Genomic DNA, 17,006 nt, shown 5'->3' with positions numbered 1-17,006 from the left:
ATTTGAGCCCGGAGTCGAGTTCGTACGCGCCTCGGCTTTTCGACCCATGACAGTGCGACGCGCAAAAAAAAGCCCCGCACTATGCGGGGCTTTTTTTAGCAGGACAGGCTGGCTTACATCATGCCGCCCATGCCACCCATACCGCCCATGCCACCCATATCAGGCATGGCTGGAGCAGCTTTGTCGTCGATGCTCTCGGCAACCATAGCTTCGGTAGTCACCATCAGACCGCCGATGGAGGCCGCAGCCTGCAGAGCGGAACGGGTTACCTTGGCCGGATCCAGAATACCCATCTCGATCATGTCGCCGTAGGTGTCGGAAGCGGCGTTGAAGCCGTAGTTGCCTTCACCCTGCTTGACCTTGTCGACTACGACGCTCGGCTCGCCACCAGCGTTGGCAACGATCTGACGCAGCGGCGCTTCAACGGCACGACGCAGCAGCGCGATACCGACGTTCTGGTCTTCGTTCTCGCCCTTGAGCTCGGAGATGGCCTGCAGAGCGCGTACCAGGGCAACACCGCCGCCAGGTACCACGCCTTCTTCGACGGCTGCACGAGTGGCGTGCAGGGCGTCTTCGACGCGGGCCTTCTTCTCTTTCATCTCGACTTCGGTGCCGGCACCGACCTTGATCACGGCAACACCGCCAGCCAGCTTGGCCAGACGCTCTTGCAGCTTCTCTTTGTCGTAGTCGGAAGTGGTGTCTTCAACCTGCTTGCGGATCTGCGCAACGCGGGCTTCGATGTCGACCTGCTGACCAGCACCGTCGATGATGGTGGTGTTTTCCTTGTTCAGCACGACGCGCTTGGCGTTACCCAGGTGCTCCAGGGTAGCAGTTTCCAGGCTCAGGCCGACTTCTTCGGAAATCACGGTACCACCGGTCAGGATCGCGATGTCCTGCAGCATGGCCTTGCGGCGGTCGCCGAAGCCAGGCGCCTTGACGGCCGCGACCTTGACGATGCCGCGCATGTTGTTGACGACCAGAGTAGCCAGGGCTTCGCCTTCAACGTCTTCAGCCACGATCAGCAGCGGACGGCCAGCCTTGGCAACGGCTTCGAGAACTGGCAGCAGCTCACGAATGTTGGAGATCTTCTTGTCAACCAGCAGCAGCAGCGGGCTGTCCAGCTCGGCCACCATGGTGTCCGGCTTGTTGATGAAGTACGGAGACAGGTAACCACGATCGAACTGCATGCCTTCAACGACGGACAGTTCGTTTTCCAGGCCCGAGCCTTCTTCAACGGTGATGACGCCTTCCTTGCCGACTTTTTCCATCGCTTCGGCAATGATCGCGCCGATGGAGCTGTCGGAGTTGGCGGAAATGGTACCGACCTGGGCGATGGCCTTGAAGTCGGTGCACGGCTTGGCCAGGTTCTTCAGCTCGGCGACAACGGCGATGGTCGCCTTGTCGATGCCGCGCTTGAGGTCCATCGGGTTCATGCCAGCCGCAACAGCTTTCAGGCCTTCGTTGACAATGGCCTGGGCCAGAACGGTTGCAGTGGTGGTGCCGTCACCAGCTTCATCGTTGGCCTTGGACGCTACGTCCTTGACCAGCTGCGCGCCCATGTTTTCGAAACGGTCCTTCAGCTCGATTTCCTTGGCAACGGAAACGCCGTCCTTGGTGATGGTCGGAGCGCCGAAGCTCTTTTCCAGAACCACGTTGCGGCCTTTCGGGCCGAGGGTCGCTTTTACCGCGTCAGCCAGGACGTTGACGCCTGCCAGCATTTTCTTGCGGGCGGAATCGCCGAATTTAACTTCTTTAGCAGCCATGTTGATTCTTCCTCAAATTCTGTTGATGGAACGCTGTTCGCTATAAGCGAGCGCTGATCAGGCTTCTACGACGGCGAGGATTTCGTTCTCGCTCATCACCAGCAGGTCTTCGCCGTCGACCTTGACGGTGTTGCTGCCGGAGTAAGGGCCGAATACGACCTGGTCGCCAACCTTGACGGCCAGCTGACGGACTTCGCCGTTGTCCAGAACGCGACCAGTACCTACAGCGACGATTTCGCCACGGTTTGGCTTCTCAGCAGCGGAGCCCGGCAGCACGATGCCGCCTGCGGTCTTGGTTTCTTCTTCGCTGCGACGGATCACGACGCGGTCATGCAGAGGACGAAGCTTCATTGTCGATCTCTCCTAGTACAGTGGTTTCCATGCCGATGCAGTTCATCGGCGGGTTGGGCAAATCCGGCGGTGCCGGTTGCGGCCCGCAATGCGAGCCGCAGAAGACGGACTGTCAAATTGCGACAGCGACCTTGCGGTGACCGCTACATGCGGGCGCGGAAAATGATTTCAAGGGCGACGGCGAGGATTTTTTGCATTTGACGACAATAAAAAAGGCATGCCGAGACATGCCTTCGCGACAGGAGCGGTGATTATTTGTCGCGACGCTCCCACTCGCCTTCGATCACATTGGGACGTTGCGGTCCACGCTGATCTTCCTGCTGCTGACGCAGGTCATCGGCAAAGGCTCGCCGCCGCTGTGCCTGAGCTTCTACACGACGCCCGACAAACCCGAGGAAGAGTTTGCGGGTCGGCGGAAAGAGCACCAGCAGCGCGACGACGTCGCTGAGAAATCCGGGCAGGAACAACAGCCCCCCGGCAACAGCCATCATCAAGCCTTGGAGCATTTCCCGTTCCGGCAATTCGCCGCGGGCCAGGCGCTCGCGTGCACGCCACGCGGTGGCGAAACCCGCCAGGCGCATCAACAGGATGCCAGCCATGCCACTGATGACCAACAGCAGGATGGTCGGCAGCACGCCGATGGAGCCGCCGACCTTGATCAGCAACGCCAGCTCGGCCAGCGGGAACAGGAGAAACAGCAGTAAGAAAATTCGCATCGATAATCCTTGGCGGAAGTACGGCTTCCGATTTTGTGTAGATGACGGCGGGCTGCAGCGAATTCAACCCATCCGCCAAACAGGCTGTAACCGGATTATTCTTTGCTGCGCTTACGCGGGCATTAATTCAGTGCCGCGCCATCGCCACCAAGGCCTGGCGCACGGCGCCTGGGCTGGTACAGGTATCCGGAAACGCCAACCAGTGAATGGCCTGGCCGATGCTCAGGTGAAAGCCTTCGCTGTCGATGCCGACCATGCGCGCCGCCGGAGCAGACGGTAGGCCTGCCTGCTGTACGTAGTGAGCAATCGCCGAGCTGTGGTCCTGATTCATATGCTCAAGCATGTCGACCTCGCCCCCGCGTGGAGGTGCAAAAGGGTTGGCCAATGCCACCTGATCGAGCCAATGAATCGCGCCGAAGCCGCCGATATAGCGCCAGCGTACTGGCTGCAACACCCAGAAGTCGAAGTCGTGAACGCGGTGGTAGTCGCGTGATTCCGGGAAATAACGGTAGTAGCGCTCGGCCGCGGCCTCGACTGCTGCTTCGTCCGTGAGAGGCACCGCCTCGGCCAGCACTGTCAGTCGGCCGGTTGCCTGTACATCCTCGGCACCACGTTCGGCGACCAGCAACGAGCAGCGCGGATCTGCCTGTAGATTCTTCGTGTGCTGGGCGATCTGACTGATCAGGATCAGCGGCCAGCCCTCCTCGCTCAGGCAGTAAGGGACCGCTGAGCCAAAGGGGAATCCGGGCATGGCTTTGGAGTGAGTCGAGAGCACGCCGCGGTATTCCTTGAGCAGGAGTTGTCGGGCATGCTTGGCGGCTTGAACGCTCACGGGAGTTCCTCAAAAGGGGCGATTCGGCAGGGCATCAGCATAACGGTTTCGTCAGCGGACGTCGTTTCTCGACGTTGGCAGCTATAGATAGGAGATGGGCATGCAGCTGAAAGACAAGGTCATCATCATTACTGGCGGTGGCCAAGGACTCGGACGCGCAATGGGCGAATACCTCGCCAGCAAGGGTGCCCGACTGGCGCTGGTCGACCTCAACCAGGAGCGACTGGACGAAGCGGTGGCAGCCTGCAAGAGCGCCGGCGGTGATGCGCGAGCCTATCTGTGCAATGTTGCCAATGAAGAGCAGGTCAGTCACATGGTAAGCCAGGTCAGCGACGATTTTGGTGGTCTGGACGGCTTGGTCAACAACGCCGGCATTCTCCGCGACGGGCTGACCATCAAACTCAAGGACGGCGAACTGTCGAAGATGAGCCTGGCGCAATGGCAGGCGGTAATCGACGTCAACCTCACCGGCGTGTTTCTCTGCACCCGCGAGGTCGCCGCGAAGATGATCGAGCTGAAGCGCCAGGGCGCGATCGTCAATATTTCTTCGATATCCCGTGCCGGCAACATGGGCCAGGCGAACTACTCGGCCGCCAAGGCGGGCGTCGCGGCAGACACCGTGGTCTGGGCGAAAGAGCTGGCGCGCTACGGCATTCGCGTCGCCGGTGTTGCACCCGGCTTCATCGAGACCGAGATGGTCGCCAGCATGAAACCCGAAGCGCTGGAAAAAATGACCGCAGGAATTCCGCTCAAGCGCCTGGGCAAACCCCAGGAGATCGCCCATTCGGTGGCGTACATATTCGAGAACGATTACTACACCGGGCGCATTCTGGAGCTCGATGGCGGCTTGCGCCTGTAGAACACCAGAAACGAAGCCGGGCGCACTGAGGCGCCCGGTCGATCACCCTATAAGTCTTACCAGCCCACACCGAATCCGATGCTGTAGCGGGTTTCGTCAAGATCGCTCTCTGCGCCGCTGACGATGTCCTTCTCGGCCTTCATATTGAGCGATGCCCAGTCGGTCACTTTGTAACGCAGCCCCATTTCGGCGTCTAACTCATAGTCGGCGACGTTCTCCAGCGGTTTGCCAATCTCACCGTTGCTGAATATCTCGAAAGTCTTGCCCACCAGATAACGGTTGTAATTCCACTTCATCGCCAACGAATAGAACTCTTCCGTGTTGCCGCTGGCGAACTCATAGTCGCTGCGGTTGGCAAGTGACGCCAGCGAGAAGGCGCCCAGCTCGTTGTCCCAGAACTGGTAACCCGGACCGGTACCGATGGTGCGCTGGCGCCGTACGTCCTCGATCTTGTCACGCTTGTATTCCAGGCGACCCTGCCAGAACCAGTGCTCGTCGAGGAAGCGGTCCAGCGCATATTCGGCTTCCCAGTTATCGGTGGCCGTCACGCCGTCGCGGTACTCACGGTTGTAGCCGCCGGAACCGTTATGACGCCAGAGGCCATGCCGCGCCGAAGTCTTGAATGAAATGTCGTAGTCGTCGGTATCGGTTTCGGCGCGCTTGTAGTCCAGCGCCATATCGACGTTGCCCTTCCAGGTCAGGTCCTGAATGATTGGCTTCGGGTGGATGATCTGTGTGATCGACTTCAACGGGACCGTACGCGGAGCGCCGCCGTTGCTGAGCGTGACCATGCCATCACTGGCCGCCTGTAGTGATTTCGCAACCTCGCCAGACGCAGCGTCTACCTTGACCAGCAGCTGCTGATTGCTTTCCAGCGTTGCGACCTGGCTCCATTTCACCGGAATGGAACCGCCATACTCGGTTTCGATGAGCAGCTTGCCGCCATCGAGCACGCTGATCTTGCCGGTCAGGCGATCACCGTTTTTCAGCCACACGGTATCGGCAAATATCGGCAGCGAGCACGTCGAAAGGGTTACGCAAAGCAAGGTTCGTGAAAGCGGACGGGAGAACATAGGCAAGTGGGTGTCTGTGGGGTAAATGAGAAAGGCAGGCATTATCCTTATGCGACCGAAGACAACAAGCGCTGGCCGCTAAACGGAGCCTCGAATCGTGGCAAACCTCATCGCCAATGGAGCCCTTCCATGACAAGCCAGCCGGCTGATGCGCCACACAGCGATCCCCGCACCGGAGATGCCGAAACTCGCCGAGCCACGTTGTATCTGGCGCTGGCTCAGATCCCCGAAGGCAAGGTCACCAGCTACGGGGAGCTCGCCGCCGTAGCGGGGCTTGGTCGCGCAGCGCGCTGGGTCGGTCGGATCTTGTCGCAATTGCCGGACGATACCCGCCTGCCCTGGCACAGGGTGATGGCTGCAGGCGGTCGCCTCAGCCTGGCCTCCGGCACCGTATCTGGAGAGGAGCAACGTGCCCGACTTCGCGCTGAAGGTGTGCAGGTGATCAACGACCGCGTCGACATACGTCGGCACGGCTGGCATTCGGCGGAGCACAGCGGGTAGAGTGCGCGCTTCATATTCAGCCCCTGATCTGCCTTTATGTCCCGTGAAACCTGGCGCGCCGCGCTAGCCGCCTACGCCAGTCCGGCCTCGTTGACTCTGCTGATTCTTGGCTTCGCTGCCGGGCTTCCAGCTATCCTGGTTTTCTCCACGCTCTCTGTATGGCTGCGCGAGGCCGGCGTGTCTCGCGAGACCATCGGTTTTGCCAGCTGGATCAGCCTCGCGTATGCCTTCAAATGGGTCTGGTCGCCGATGCTCGACCAGTGGCGGCTGCCCTGGATTGGCGGGCTGGGCCGCCGACGTTCATGGCTGGTTCTGTCGCAGGCGGTGATTGCGATCGGCCTGATCGGCATGGCCTTGTGCAACCCGCAGCAGAACCTGACAATGCTGATCGCACTTGCCGTGGCGGTGGCTTTCGCCTCGGCCACTCAGGACATCGCCATCGATGCCTATCGGCTGGAAATCGCCGAGGACAAATTGCAGGCCACGTTGGCGGCGAGCTACATGACCGGCTACCGCATCGCCATGCTGCTGGCCAGCGCCGGCGCACTGTTTCTGGCCGAATGGCTGGGCTCCAGCAACGTCGAATACAACCAGGCCGCTTGGGCCACGACCTATATCGCCTTCGCCCTCCTCATCCTTCCGGGCCTGTTGACCAGCCTGTTGATCCCCGAGCCACAAGGCGCCTCGCCACTGCCGCACGAGCCGTCCAGGTTCAGTTTCAATCATCAGATGGCGGCGGTCGGCCTGCTGCTGGTGTTGCTGATTTCCGTCCCGGCAATGATCAACGCACTGATTGCCCAGGCCTGGCCACGGGCAACGCTGTACCTGCTGTTCATCATCGGTTCGCTATCACCCTGGGGGCGGTCGCTGATGATTCCGGTGCGCCAGATGCTCCAGCAAGCCGGTCAACGTCAGCGCCCGGCACGCTTCGATTTCGTCCACCAGGCCGTTTCGGTGATTGTCCTGATCATCCTCATGGTATCGACCACAGGCATGTTCCAATCCTACTGGGGCGGCTACTGGCCACGCGGCACCATGTATCTGCTGATCTGTTGGGGCTGTCTCTCAGGTCCGGGCCGAATTCTGATGGGCCCGGTGCTGACGCCTATCACCGACTTCATCCTGCGCTACCGCTGGCAGGCCCTGTTGCTGCTGGGGCTGATCGCCACCTATCGGATGTCGGACACGGTAATGGGGGTCATGGCCAACGTGTTCTACATCGACCAGGGCTTCAGCAAGGATCAGATCGCCAGCGTCAGCAAGCTCTTTGGCTTGATCATGACATTGCTAGGCGCTGCCTTTGGCGGTTTGCTGATCGTGCGCTTTAGCATCCTGCCCATCCTGTTCATCGGCGGCGCTGCATCGGCGGCGACCAACCTGATGTTCATGTTGCTGGTGGAAATGGGCGCCAACCTCAACATGCTGATCGTCACGATCTCCTGCGACAACTTCAGCGGCGGACTGGCCTCGACCGCATTCGTTGCTTATCTTTCGAGCCTGACCAATCTGAAATTCTCCGCTACCCAGTACGCCCTGCTCAGCTCATTGATGCTGTTGCTGCCCAGGCTGTTGGGCGGCTATTCCGGCGTCATGGTTGAGCAGCTGGGTTACAGCAACTTCTTCCTTGTGACTGCGTTGCTTGGCATACCGACACTGGTCCTGATTGTCTGGCAGTGGACGCGCAGCCGCCAGCAACCCAGCAGCGCCGAACCGATGTCCTCGACCGAGCACAGCTAATAAAAAAGCCGGCATCAGCCGGCTTTTCTTTTCGCGTCGCAGATCAGCGCTGTACCAGATGCACGGTGCGCTGCGGGAACGGAATACCGATCCCCGCGGCGTCGAAGCGCTCCTTGACCAGTTCAGTGAAGCCGAAGGTCACTGGCCAGAAATCGCCGGTGGCGACCCATACCCGCAGCGACAGATTCACCGAACTGTCCGCCAGCCCGACCACATGAACCACCGGCTCAGGATCGCGTAGAACACGCTCGTCCTCGGCGATTTCCAGCAGGATCTTGCGAGCCAGCTTGATATCGGCGCTGTAATCGATACCGATATTGATGTCCGCGCGACGTCGCGGCTCGCGGGAATAGTTGGTGATATGGCCGTTCGAAAGGCTGCCGTTGGGCACCACGATGGTTTTGTTGTCAGCAGACTTGAGGACGGTGTGGAAGATCTGGATCGAATGCACGGTGCCGGACACGCCCTGAGCTTCAATCCATTCGCCAACCCGGATGGGGCGGAAGATCAGGATCAGCACGCCTCCGGCGAAGTTGCCCAGGCTGCCCTGCAAAGCCAGACCGATCGCGAGACCGGCTGCACCTATCACGGCGATGAACGATGTGGTCTCGACGCCGATCATCGACGCGACACTGATCACCAGCAGTACCTTGAGGATGATGCTTGCCAGGCTTTCGATGAAGCCATGCAGCGAAGCGTCTACCTGGCGGCGATTCAATACCGTACCCACTTTGCCGACAAGCTTGTTGATCAGCCACCAGCCGATGAGAAAAGTGAGAAGCGCCAGGGTGACTTGCGCGCCGTATTGAATGACAACAGGCAACCAGGCCTCGGAAAGCTCGACCAGGTAATCGACACTGAAATCCATTGAAAAGGGTCTCCATGGGGCACCGAGCGTCCCGGTTAGAGGCGCTCGGCTAATGCGGGAAGTGGCACGAAAACGTGCGCGGGGTGATCAATCGCGGAAGTTGTTGAATTGCAGGGGCATCCCGAAGTCCTTGGCGCGCAATAGGGCGATTGCTTCCTGCAGGTCGTCGCGCTTCTTGCCGGTCACACGCACCTGCTCGCCCTGAATAGCCGCTTGCACCTTGAGCTTGGCTTCCTTGATGTACGCGACGATCTTCTTGGCCAGCTCCTTGTCGATACCCTCGCGCAGCACCACTTCCTGCTTGACGGTCTTGCCGGACGGATAGGGATCCTTCAGCTCCAGACACTGGATATCGATCTTGCGTTTGACCAGGCTCAACTTGAGGATTTCCAGCATCTGCTCCAATTGGAAATCCGCGTCGGCGGTCAGATTGATGGTCAGTTCCTTGAATTCGAAACTGCCTTTGCCACGCAGGTCATAGCGACGGTCGAGCTCCTTGACCGCGTTATCAACCGCATTGGTTACCTCGTGTTTGTCCAGTTCGGACACCACGTCGAACGAGGGCATGGGCTTCCTCCTTTGGGAACGGCGCAAGGGTGTGACCCAGCGCGCTTAGCTTGACGGTTCAAATGCGCCATCATTATAACTGTTCGCGCTGCTCTGGCCCTTCCCTTCCCAGTGACAGCCCTCTCCTTCTCCGAGTCCCTGAATGCCCAACCCCCAACTCAGCATCCTGGTGGTCGACGACGCCAAATTTTCCAGCGTCATGATAGGTCGCGCGCTGACCAAGGCCGGATACGAAGACATTCGTTTCGCCAACAGTGCAAGCGCGGCGTTGGAGCTGATCGAACAACGCCCTGCCAATGTTCTGCTGGCCGACTGGCTGATGCCGGAAATGGATGGCCTGGAGCTCACTGCCCAAGTCCGCCAGCAGGATGAGATGTCCGATCATTACACCTACATCATTCTCCTGACCGGACGCGACGGCCAGGACGTGCTGAGCAAGGCCTTCGATCACGGCGTGGATGATTTCATCGGCAAGTCGGTGATGAACGACCAGCTCGTGCCCCGGGTGTATGCCGCCGATAGACTGTGCGGCTCACTGCAGCGGCTGATGCGGGAAAACCGCCTGTTGACCGAAAACATCGCCAGCCTGGAGAAGCGCAACCTGATCGACCCGATCACGGGGCTTGGAAACAGCCGTTACCTCCATCAGCGCCTTGGCGACAGCCTGCGCCAGGTCGAGAGCCGCGGCGGTGCGCTGTGCTATCTGCTGATAGGCTTACCGGAGATCCCCAGCCAACGGGAGCGCTACGGTGAGCACTTTCATCAGGAACTACTGCGCGGTGTCGCGCGACGCCTTCAGCAGCTAGTACGTCCGCTCGACGTGCTCACCCGCCTGGATGATCGTCATTTCGGCGCGCTGACGCTGATCGACGACCTGCGCGGCTGCTCACCAAGCAGTTTCAAGCGACTCCACGAAGGACTTAACCTCAAAGCGTTCAAGACCGGTGAGGGCTTTATCTCGATCAAGGCCGGTATCGCCATGGTCAGCCTTGATGCGAGCGCGCTGCCGGTGGATCCCAAGCAGGTTATTGCGCAGGCTGAAACATTATTACCTGACGCATACGCCACGGGACGTATCGTGCCCCTGCGCTACAAGCAGCCCGTGTCATGACAGGAGTTTGGCATGTGCTCGGCGCCGGCAGTCTGGGCGGGCTATGGGCTACGCGATTGTTCCGCGCTGGCGTGCCGCTGCATCTGATTCTGCGTAATCCAAAACGGCTTGCCGAATACCACGCCGCGGGTGGTCTTGAGCTCGAGAACGGTACAGGCCGTCTCTACGCGATACCCGCGGAGCTACCAGAGGCCACCACGCCGATAGAACGGCTGCTGGTCGCCTGCAAAGCCTATGAGGCGGAAGCCGCTGTCGCGGAGGTTGCACCGCGACTTACCAAACATTCGGAAATCCTGCTCCTGCAGAACGGGCTGGGCAGCCAGCAGGCCATTGCGGAACGGTGGCCAGAGAGCCGCTGTATCTTCATTTCCAGCACCGAAGGGGCCTACCGCCAAGCCGGCTTTCAAATCGTGCACGCCGGTCGGGGGCAGAACTGGCTCGGCGATCCGGTCAACCGCCAACCACCGCCGTGGCTTGCCGAGCTGAACCTGGCAGACATCCCATACAGCTGGGCCGAAGACATCATGGCCAAGCTCTGGCGCAAGCTGGCGATCAACTGCGCCATCAACCCGCTTAGCGTGCTGAACGATTGTCGCAACGGCGAGCTATTGAATCACCCTCAGCCGCTGCACAGGCTCTGCTGCGAGCTCAGCGAAGTGCTGCGAGCATGCGACCAGGTGGACGCAGCCGATGGGCTCGAAGCTGAAGTGCTGCGCATCATCCAGGCGACCGCTCAGAATTTTTCATCGATGCATCAGGACGTGCAGAACGGGCGCCGGACTGAAGTCAGCTTTCTGCTGGGCCAGGCTTGTCGCGCCGCACATCAGCATGGGGTGGTGACACCGACGCTGAGCGAATTGCTCGATCGGCTCCAGGCGCTCCTTCGCCATCACGGATTGCCCGACGACTGAGCCACCGCTACCCTGCAGAAACACCCTTCGCCCGTACCTGCCATGACCCTGCGCCAGCGCCTCGAAAACCTTCCGGTCGGCCGCAAGCTGCTGATCGCCCTGCTCGTGCTGTTGGCTACCTTGTTGCTGGTTTCCAACCTCACGTTCATCAGCGCGGCCTACTGGATTTCACGCCAGAGCGTCGCGCCCCAGGCGATGCATACGCTCGGTGCGCTGTTCGCCACACCCGAACTGAGTAACCGAGCACTGGAATCCAAAGCCGCCGCTGATGAGCTGCTCGGCAAGCTGAACGAATATGCGCCGCTGCGGGCCGCCGTGGTCTATGACCGCACCGGACGCCGCCTGGCTGAGCTGTATCGTGGCGATCCCCTGGATCTACCGCAGCAGGTGGACGAATTGCCTGAGTGGCAGAAGAGCGAGATGCGCGCCAATCTGCTGATCGAGCTGCCGCAAGCCGCCGGGCCACCTGGCCATTTGTTGATGGTCGCCAGCAGCGAGCTGCCAGGCGCGTTCTACACCGGCACCTTTACCGCCAGCCTCGCGATCCTCCTTGCCAGCCTGCTGCTATGGGCGTTAGTGGCCCGACAGATTCGCCGTCTGATCACCCGCCCGATCCGCGACCTGGAAGCCCTGTCCCGGCAGGTGACGCGAGACGAGGACTACTCCCTGAGGGCAACACCGAAAAACCGGGACGAAATCGGCCATCTGGCCGATGCCTTTAACACCATGCTGTCGCGCATGGAGGCCCGCGAGCAGCAGCTCAAACGCGCCCGCGACGAGGCCCAGGAAGCGTTTGATCACGCCCAGGGCCTGGCGGAGGAAACCCGCCATTCCAACCGCAAACTGGAATTGGAAGTGCAGGTTCGCAGCAAGATCGAAAAGAAACTCACCGGCTTCCAGAATTACCTGAACAGCATCATCGACTCGATGCCTTCGGTGCTCATCGCGCTGGACGAGCAACTCTACGTGACTCAGTGGAATCAACAGGCCAGTGCGCTATCCGGAACGTCCATCGACGACGCCCTGAACCAACCGGTGTTTATTGCCTTCGAGCCGCTGCGCCCGTTCCTCACTCAGATCCGCCGGACATCCGAACATCATCAGGTCGAAAAGATTGAACGGGTCACCTGGGCGTTCAACGACGAGCCTCGGCACTACGCCTTGACGCTGTATCCCTTGATGGGGGGTGGCGGGCGCGGCGTGGTGATCCGCATCGACGACATTACCGAGCGGATCAATATGGAAGAGATCATGGTGCAGTCGGAGAAGATGCTCTCGGTCGGCAGCCTCGCCGCGGGGATGGCGCACGAGATCAACAACCCGCTCGGGGCCATCCTGCACAATGCACAGAACATCCGCCGACGCCTCTCCCCCGACTTGGAGCGCAACCGAGAAGCTGCCGACGAAACCGGTGTTTTGCTGGAGGCGGTGAACCAGTACCTGCAACGACGCGAAATACCCCAGCTGCTCGATGGCATTCAACAGGCAGGCTCACGTGCAGCCAAGATCGTCAGCCATATGCTCAGCTTTACCCGGCTCAGCAACCGCCAGCTGGCCGAATGTCAGCTGGGGGTTCTGATCGACCAGGCACTGGAAATCGCCGGTAATGACTTCGCACTGATCGAAGGCTTCGATTTCCGTGCTATCGAAATCGTCCGTGATTTCGATCCTCAGATTGATCGCGTGCCCTGCATCGGTAACGAGCTGGAGCAGGTACTGCTGAATCTGCTGAAAAACGCGGCGCAGGCCATCCACCAAAAGCCCGAGCGAGTCCGCGGGCAGATCACTTTGCGCACACGCCTGAATCCACCCTGGGCTGAAATCCAGGTCGAAGACAACGGCAGCGGCATTCCGGAACACATCCGCAAGCGGATCTTCGAGCCGTTTTTCACCACCAAAGAGGTGGGTCAGGGAACCGGGCTGGGGCTTTCCGTTTCGTATTTCATCATCACCAACAATCACAAGGGCCAGATGGAAGTGCAATCCAGGCCAGACCAGGGCACCTGCTTTACCCTGCGCCTGCCGCTGGTCTCGCCTAGTGAACCCACCAACAGCTGAACCAAAGGAATCCAGATGGGCAACCGACTCTCGAAGATCTATACCCGCACCGGTGATGCCGGAGAAACCGGCCTGGCCGACGGCCGCCGAGTGCCTAAGGATCACCCGCGAATCGAGGCGATGGGCGAAATCGACACCCTCAATAGCCAACTGGGCCTGTTATTGGCAGAGCTTGCCGAAGGCCAGGCCCGCTGGCCACAACTGGCCGAGCTGATTGAAGTATTGAGCCCATGCCAGCATCGCCTGTTCGACCTGGGTGGCGAGCTGGCGATGCCCGAGTATCAGGCCTTGACGGAGGTCGAGGTAGAGCGTCTGGAAGCTGCAATCGACCACTGGAATCAAGAGCTAGGCCCGCTGGAAGATTTCATCATGCCAGGTGGCTCACGCCTGATCGCCCTGGCCCATCTGTGCCGGAGCATGGCGCGGACCAGCGAGCGCCGCTGCCAACAGCTCAATGCGATCGAGCCGCTGCGCGCAGTCGGCCTGGCTTATCTCAACCGACTTTCCGATCTCTTTTTCGTGGTGGCCCGGCTGATCGCTCGGCGTCAGGGTTGCCCGGAAATCCTCTGGCATGCTGCCGACGCACCCACCAATGCAGATGCCTGAGTCAACGCGGCGGCGCGAGCGCGTCATCGACGGGATGCATGCGGCGTGGGAAGTCCTGATCGTCTTGCTGGTGTGCATCAACCTTGGCTTGATACTGTTCGATAGCCTGTTCATCTTGCAGCCGATCAACGACGCACTGGCCGAATGGGCGCCTGTCCTGCATCAACGCTACGACACGCTGATTCACCAGAACTTCCAGCACATCGACCTCGCCTTCGTCGCGATCCTCATCTTCGACGTGCTGCTAGGCTGGACCGTTGCGCTGTTCGAGCGCCGCTACGCCCGCTGGTACTACTACCCCTTCGCTCACTGGTATGACGTGCTCGGCTGCATTCCTTTGAGCGGCTTCCGCTGGTTGCGGGTGCTGCGCGTCGGCAGTCTGCTGATTCGCCTGCAACGGCTGGGTCTGATCGACATGCGTCGCTGGGCGGTGTTTGGCCTGCTCAATCGCTACTACCTGCTGTTGCTAGAGGAACTGTCCGATCGTGTCATGGTTCGCCTGTTCAGCCGCATGCAACAGGAAATCGGAGCCAGTGACGACCTGTCCCGGCGCCTGCTGCAGGAGGTGGTCAGGCCGCGCAAAGAGCGCCTGCTCAACGACCTTTCACGCCGCATGCACAGCATGCTGGAGAGCGGTTACCGGGATAATCGCGGCGCCATCGAAGGTTATGTGGGCGGACTGATCCACCAGGCGCTGCTGAACAATCCTGAGGTGATCCGGTTGCGTCGTCTGCCCATGGGGGGGCGGGTCGCCGATACCCTGGATGAAGCGCTCGCCGACATTGCCGCGCAGCTCCTTCAAGGCGCTGCGGAAGGACTTCAGAGTCCGCAATTCCAGCGACTTGCGCGAAGCCTGGCCGACGAGTTTTTCGAGGCCTGGGTTTACCAGGACGAAAACACCGACCTGGCGCTCGAAGAGCTGCTGGTAGACGTCATAGAAGTGCTCAAGCAGCAGGTGTTGGACCGGCGCTGGAGCCGGTTCGTCGGCCCCATTCAGCCACCCTCGCCGCCAGGCTAGTTCCGGTTGGCGGCGGCCAGACCTTCCTGCTGATCGAGTCGGGCCCCGACCACCATCTCGGTCGCCCAATTGACCAGGATGTCGGTGTAGGCTTTCTGGCAGCAGTCGCTTGTCAGCGCATGATCAGCGCCGAGAATGATCCGGTGCGTCAGCGAGTGCGTCTGATGGAAGGCGGCGCGATAGCTCATGATAGTGCTGTGCGGGACCAGATGATCGTGCTCGGACTCGACGATGAGTACGTCGCCGCGGAATGCGGCACAAGCCGCCAGTGCGCGGTTTTCTTCAGGCACCACACGTCTGCCGCGCAGCTGATTGAGCAGATCGCGATTCAACTGACGCTTGGGCACCATCCAGTCATCGTCGCCGTACAGCGCCGGAACCCGCATAGCCAGCCACTTCACCGGCCGCATGGTTGTCAGCAACGCCGCCAGGTAGCCGCCATAGCTGGTTCCCACCACAGCGATGGCGGACGGATCGATATGAGGATGCTGCGCCAGCAGATCGTAGGCGGCCAACAGGTCATTCAGATTCTGCTCCCGAGTGACGGTCTGCTGTTGGGCCAGCGTCAAGGCATGCCCCCGCAGGTCGAAGGACAAGCAGATGCAGCCCAGGCCCGCGATGCCGCGGGCACGCGTCAGGTCACGCTCCTGGCTGCCCCCCCAGCCGTGCACGAACAGCACCCCAGGCAGCTTGGTGGGCGGTGAAAGGAACGTACCGGCAATATGTTCATCATCAACCAGGATGTCTACGCATTCACTCTGAGTTGCCATAATCCTCCACCACTACGTATTTGGTAATGAAACCTACGTCGGCGTCTTCGTCGCGGAACAGGACGGTCGCCCCAGGCGGAACGGCCTGCGACTCACCATAGACCTCTACGGTGGACGCCCGTACTGCTCCGCGCTCGCCCTTGATGAATGTTTCAAGCGCAGCGATTTCAGCACCACTTGCGCCCCCGATTCGCCAGGACTGCTCCAGCACACCGGAGCAAGCACGACCACGGCCATCAACGCCCTGCGCAATATCGTAGTTACGACGGGACGCGAAGAAACCACGGAAGCACGCCGACGCGGCATCGTCATAGACCTGCGCTTGCATCACGGCCAGTCGAGCCTTCTCCGGCAAATCGAGCTTCAGCAACGCCTCAAAATCACCGTCCGAGACAACCAGATCCGATCCGCCGTAGACCGTCTCGCCAGAATTATCAGGCGTCAGCCGCTGGGTGCCGTAGTAGCTGAGTGTTCTTCCCGCCACCCGGATCTGCCCAACGCTGAACGTCGTTACATGCTCCAGATTGGCCTCGAGCACCAGCCCATACTGGGCCATCTCTTTGGCATCAACGTGTTCCAGAGCATCATCCAGCTGCTGCTCGGTATTGATTCGTTCCTGACCTCGCCCGCCAGTGGCCCGCACCGGCTTGAGCCTCAGCGAACCTTCGTGCAGCAGCCGTCGCCCTGCTTCGCGAGCATCGTCGAGTGAAAAGACGCTATAGCCAGGCAGCACGCTGCCGCTGACACGAGCCGCGAAGTCACGGGACCAGCCCCTCGGCGCATCCGCATCGGGCCGCACAAGCGGATGTGTGATGGCCTTGGTTTCTATGAACCCCTGAGGCACCACGCCACCGAACAGGTCTTCCTCATCATCAAGGCCCAGTTCACGGGCTGCATCGGTACCGATGATGGTGCCCGAAGGCACGAAATACAGTGGGTGCGAATACTCGATGGCCTGGTCGTACTCACCTAGAAAGGTCAGGCCCTTAACTGCGGCAAGACGCTTGGCCAGATGCTCGTGCACGGCCTTTTCATGTTTGGGATCTCTGGCTCTGTTGGCCAGAGTCACTACTGCCCCGCGGGGCATGTGCGGCGCATCCGCATTGATCATCTGAGGGCTCGCTCCATGGACTGCTGGTACATGCACGGCGAGCGGTCAAAAGCCGCCCGTTTCGCTCGTTATCACCCGAGCCAAAGCGGATCCGGTGTAATGAAGTAGACCTTGGATATCGGCTATCTATCCTTCGAGTCGGTCGCGGACTCAT

At 60.4% G+C, this 17,006-nt stretch carries 17 protein-coding genes; 8 read left to right on the top strand and 9 right to left on the bottom strand.

Annotated features, from left to right (window positions below; translation table 11 throughout):
- Nucleotides 1-113: 113 nt before the first annotated feature.
- The 4 genes from groL to ALTERO38_RS04080 form a co-directional block, all read right to left on the bottom strand.
- A complete protein-coding gene (groL, locus tag ALTERO38_RS04095; protein ID WP_019340747.1) occupies nt 114-1,763 on the bottom strand; it encodes a chaperonin GroEL in 1,650 nt (549 codons plus the stop codon).
- 57 nt (nt 1,764-1,820) lie between these two features.
- On the bottom strand, nt 1,821-2,114 hold the full coding sequence (locus ALTERO38_RS04090) for a co-chaperone GroES (RefSeq protein ID WP_019340746.1): 294 nt from the start codon (nt 2,112-2,114) through the stop codon (nt 1,821-1,823).
- 251 nt (nt 2,115-2,365) lie between these two features.
- Entirely contained in the window at nt 2,366-2,830 is a 465-nt protein-coding gene (locus ALTERO38_RS04085; protein ID WP_159967369.1) for an FxsA family protein, read from the bottom strand.
- A 127-nt stretch (nt 2,831-2,957) separates the two neighbouring features.
- A complete protein-coding gene (locus tag ALTERO38_RS04080; RefSeq protein WP_159967368.1) occupies nt 2,958-3,662 on the bottom strand; it encodes a HugZ family protein in 705 nt (234 codons plus the stop codon).
- 100 nt (nt 3,663-3,762) lie between these two features.
- Here ALTERO38_RS04080 and ALTERO38_RS04075 point away from each other — a divergent pair, with 100 nt between their 5' ends.
- Nucleotides 3,763-4,521 (top strand): SDR family oxidoreductase, encoded by a 759-nt coding sequence (locus ALTERO38_RS04075; protein WP_102837983.1) that lies wholly within the window; start codon nt 3,763-3,765, stop codon nt 4,519-4,521.
- 56 nt (nt 4,522-4,577) lie between these two features.
- On the opposite strand, the gene ALTERO38_RS04070 is transcribed toward ALTERO38_RS04075, so the two are convergent.
- Nucleotides 4,578-5,594, bottom strand: a complete 1,017-nt coding sequence (locus tag ALTERO38_RS04070) for a DUF481 domain-containing protein (protein WP_159969627.1) — start codon at nt 5,592-5,594, stop codon at nt 4,578-4,580.
- A gap of 129 nt (nt 5,595-5,723) precedes the next feature.
- Here ALTERO38_RS04070 and ALTERO38_RS04065 point away from each other — a divergent pair, with 129 nt between their 5' ends.
- Both ALTERO38_RS04065 and ALTERO38_RS04060 read left to right on the top strand, forming a co-directional pair.
- A complete protein-coding gene (locus ALTERO38_RS04065; protein ID WP_159967367.1) occupies nt 5,724-6,095 on the top strand; it encodes an MGMT family protein in 372 nt (123 codons plus the stop codon).
- Between the two features lie 36 nt (nt 6,096-6,131).
- Nucleotides 6,132-7,832 carry an AmpG family muropeptide MFS transporter gene (locus tag ALTERO38_RS04060; protein ID WP_159967366.1) on the top strand — a complete coding sequence of 567 codons (1,701 nt, stop codon included), beginning with the start codon at nt 6,132-6,134 and terminating at the stop codon, nt 7,830-7,832.
- Between the two features lie 43 nt (nt 7,833-7,875).
- Here ALTERO38_RS04060 and ALTERO38_RS04055 read toward each other — a convergent pair whose 3' ends face one another.
- On the bottom strand, nt 7,876-8,700 hold the full coding sequence (locus ALTERO38_RS04055) for a mechanosensitive ion channel family protein (protein WP_159967365.1): 825 nt from the start codon (nt 8,698-8,700) through the stop codon (nt 7,876-7,878).
- A gap of 87 nt (nt 8,701-8,787) precedes the next feature.
- Nucleotides 8,788-9,267, bottom strand: coding sequence for a YajQ family cyclic di-GMP-binding protein (locus tag ALTERO38_RS04050; RefSeq protein WP_073302618.1), 480 nt, complete (start codon nt 9,265-9,267; stop codon nt 8,788-8,790).
- A 142-nt stretch (nt 9,268-9,409) separates the two neighbouring features.
- Between ALTERO38_RS04050 and ALTERO38_RS04045 the strand changes: the two genes are divergently transcribed.
- The 5 genes from ALTERO38_RS04045 to ALTERO38_RS04025 are packed head-to-tail and all read left to right on the top strand — an operon-like array spanning nt 9,410 to nt 14,971.
- On the top strand, nt 9,410-10,378 hold the full coding sequence (locus ALTERO38_RS04045; RefSeq protein ID WP_159967364.1) for a response regulator: 969 nt from the start codon (nt 9,410-9,412) through the stop codon (nt 10,376-10,378).
- Nucleotides 10,375-11,289 carry a putative 2-dehydropantoate 2-reductase gene (locus ALTERO38_RS04040; RefSeq protein ID WP_159967363.1) on the top strand — a complete coding sequence of 305 codons (915 nt, stop codon included), beginning with the start codon at nt 10,375-10,377 and terminating at the stop codon, nt 11,287-11,289. Before ALTERO38_RS04045 ends, ALTERO38_RS04040 begins: the two co-directional genes overlap by 4 nt.
- A gap of 42 nt (nt 11,290-11,331) precedes the next feature.
- Entirely contained in the window at nt 11,332-13,347 is a 2,016-nt protein-coding gene (locus ALTERO38_RS04035; protein WP_159967362.1) for a HAMP domain-containing sensor histidine kinase, read from the top strand.
- 15 nt (nt 13,348-13,362) lie between these two features.
- A complete protein-coding gene (locus ALTERO38_RS04030) occupies nt 13,363-13,953 on the top strand; it encodes a cob(I)yrinic acid a,c-diamide adenosyltransferase (RefSeq protein WP_159967361.1) in 591 nt (196 codons plus the stop codon).
- Nucleotides 13,946-14,971 (top strand): ion transporter, encoded by a 1,026-nt coding sequence (locus ALTERO38_RS04025; RefSeq protein WP_159967360.1) that lies wholly within the window; start codon nt 13,946-13,948, stop codon nt 14,969-14,971. The genes ALTERO38_RS04030 and ALTERO38_RS04025 overlap by 8 nt, the downstream gene beginning before the upstream one ends.
- On the opposite strand, the gene ALTERO38_RS04020 is transcribed toward ALTERO38_RS04025, so the two are convergent.
- Nucleotides 14,968-15,741 carry a S9 family peptidase gene (locus ALTERO38_RS04020; protein ID WP_102837991.1) on the bottom strand — a complete coding sequence of 258 codons (774 nt, stop codon included), beginning with the start codon at nt 15,739-15,741 and terminating at the stop codon, nt 14,968-14,970. The two genes, ALTERO38_RS04025 and ALTERO38_RS04020, sit on opposite strands and share 4 nt — an antisense overlap.
- Entirely contained in the window at nt 15,725-16,852 is a 1,128-nt protein-coding gene (locus ALTERO38_RS04015) for a DUF3182 family protein (protein WP_159967359.1), read from the bottom strand. Before ALTERO38_RS04015 ends, ALTERO38_RS04020 begins: the two co-directional genes overlap by 17 nt.
- Nucleotides 16,853-17,006: the final 154 nt, after the last annotated feature.

It is taken from the genome of Pseudomonas sp. 9Ag (assembly GCF_902506445.1).
Taxonomy (GTDB): domain Bacteria; phylum Pseudomonadota; class Gammaproteobacteria; order Pseudomonadales; family Pseudomonadaceae; genus Stutzerimonas; species Stutzerimonas stutzeri_AB.
The sequence above is the reverse complement of the archived record's forward strand: the minus strand, read 5'-3'. Positions and strand labels throughout refer to the sequence as shown.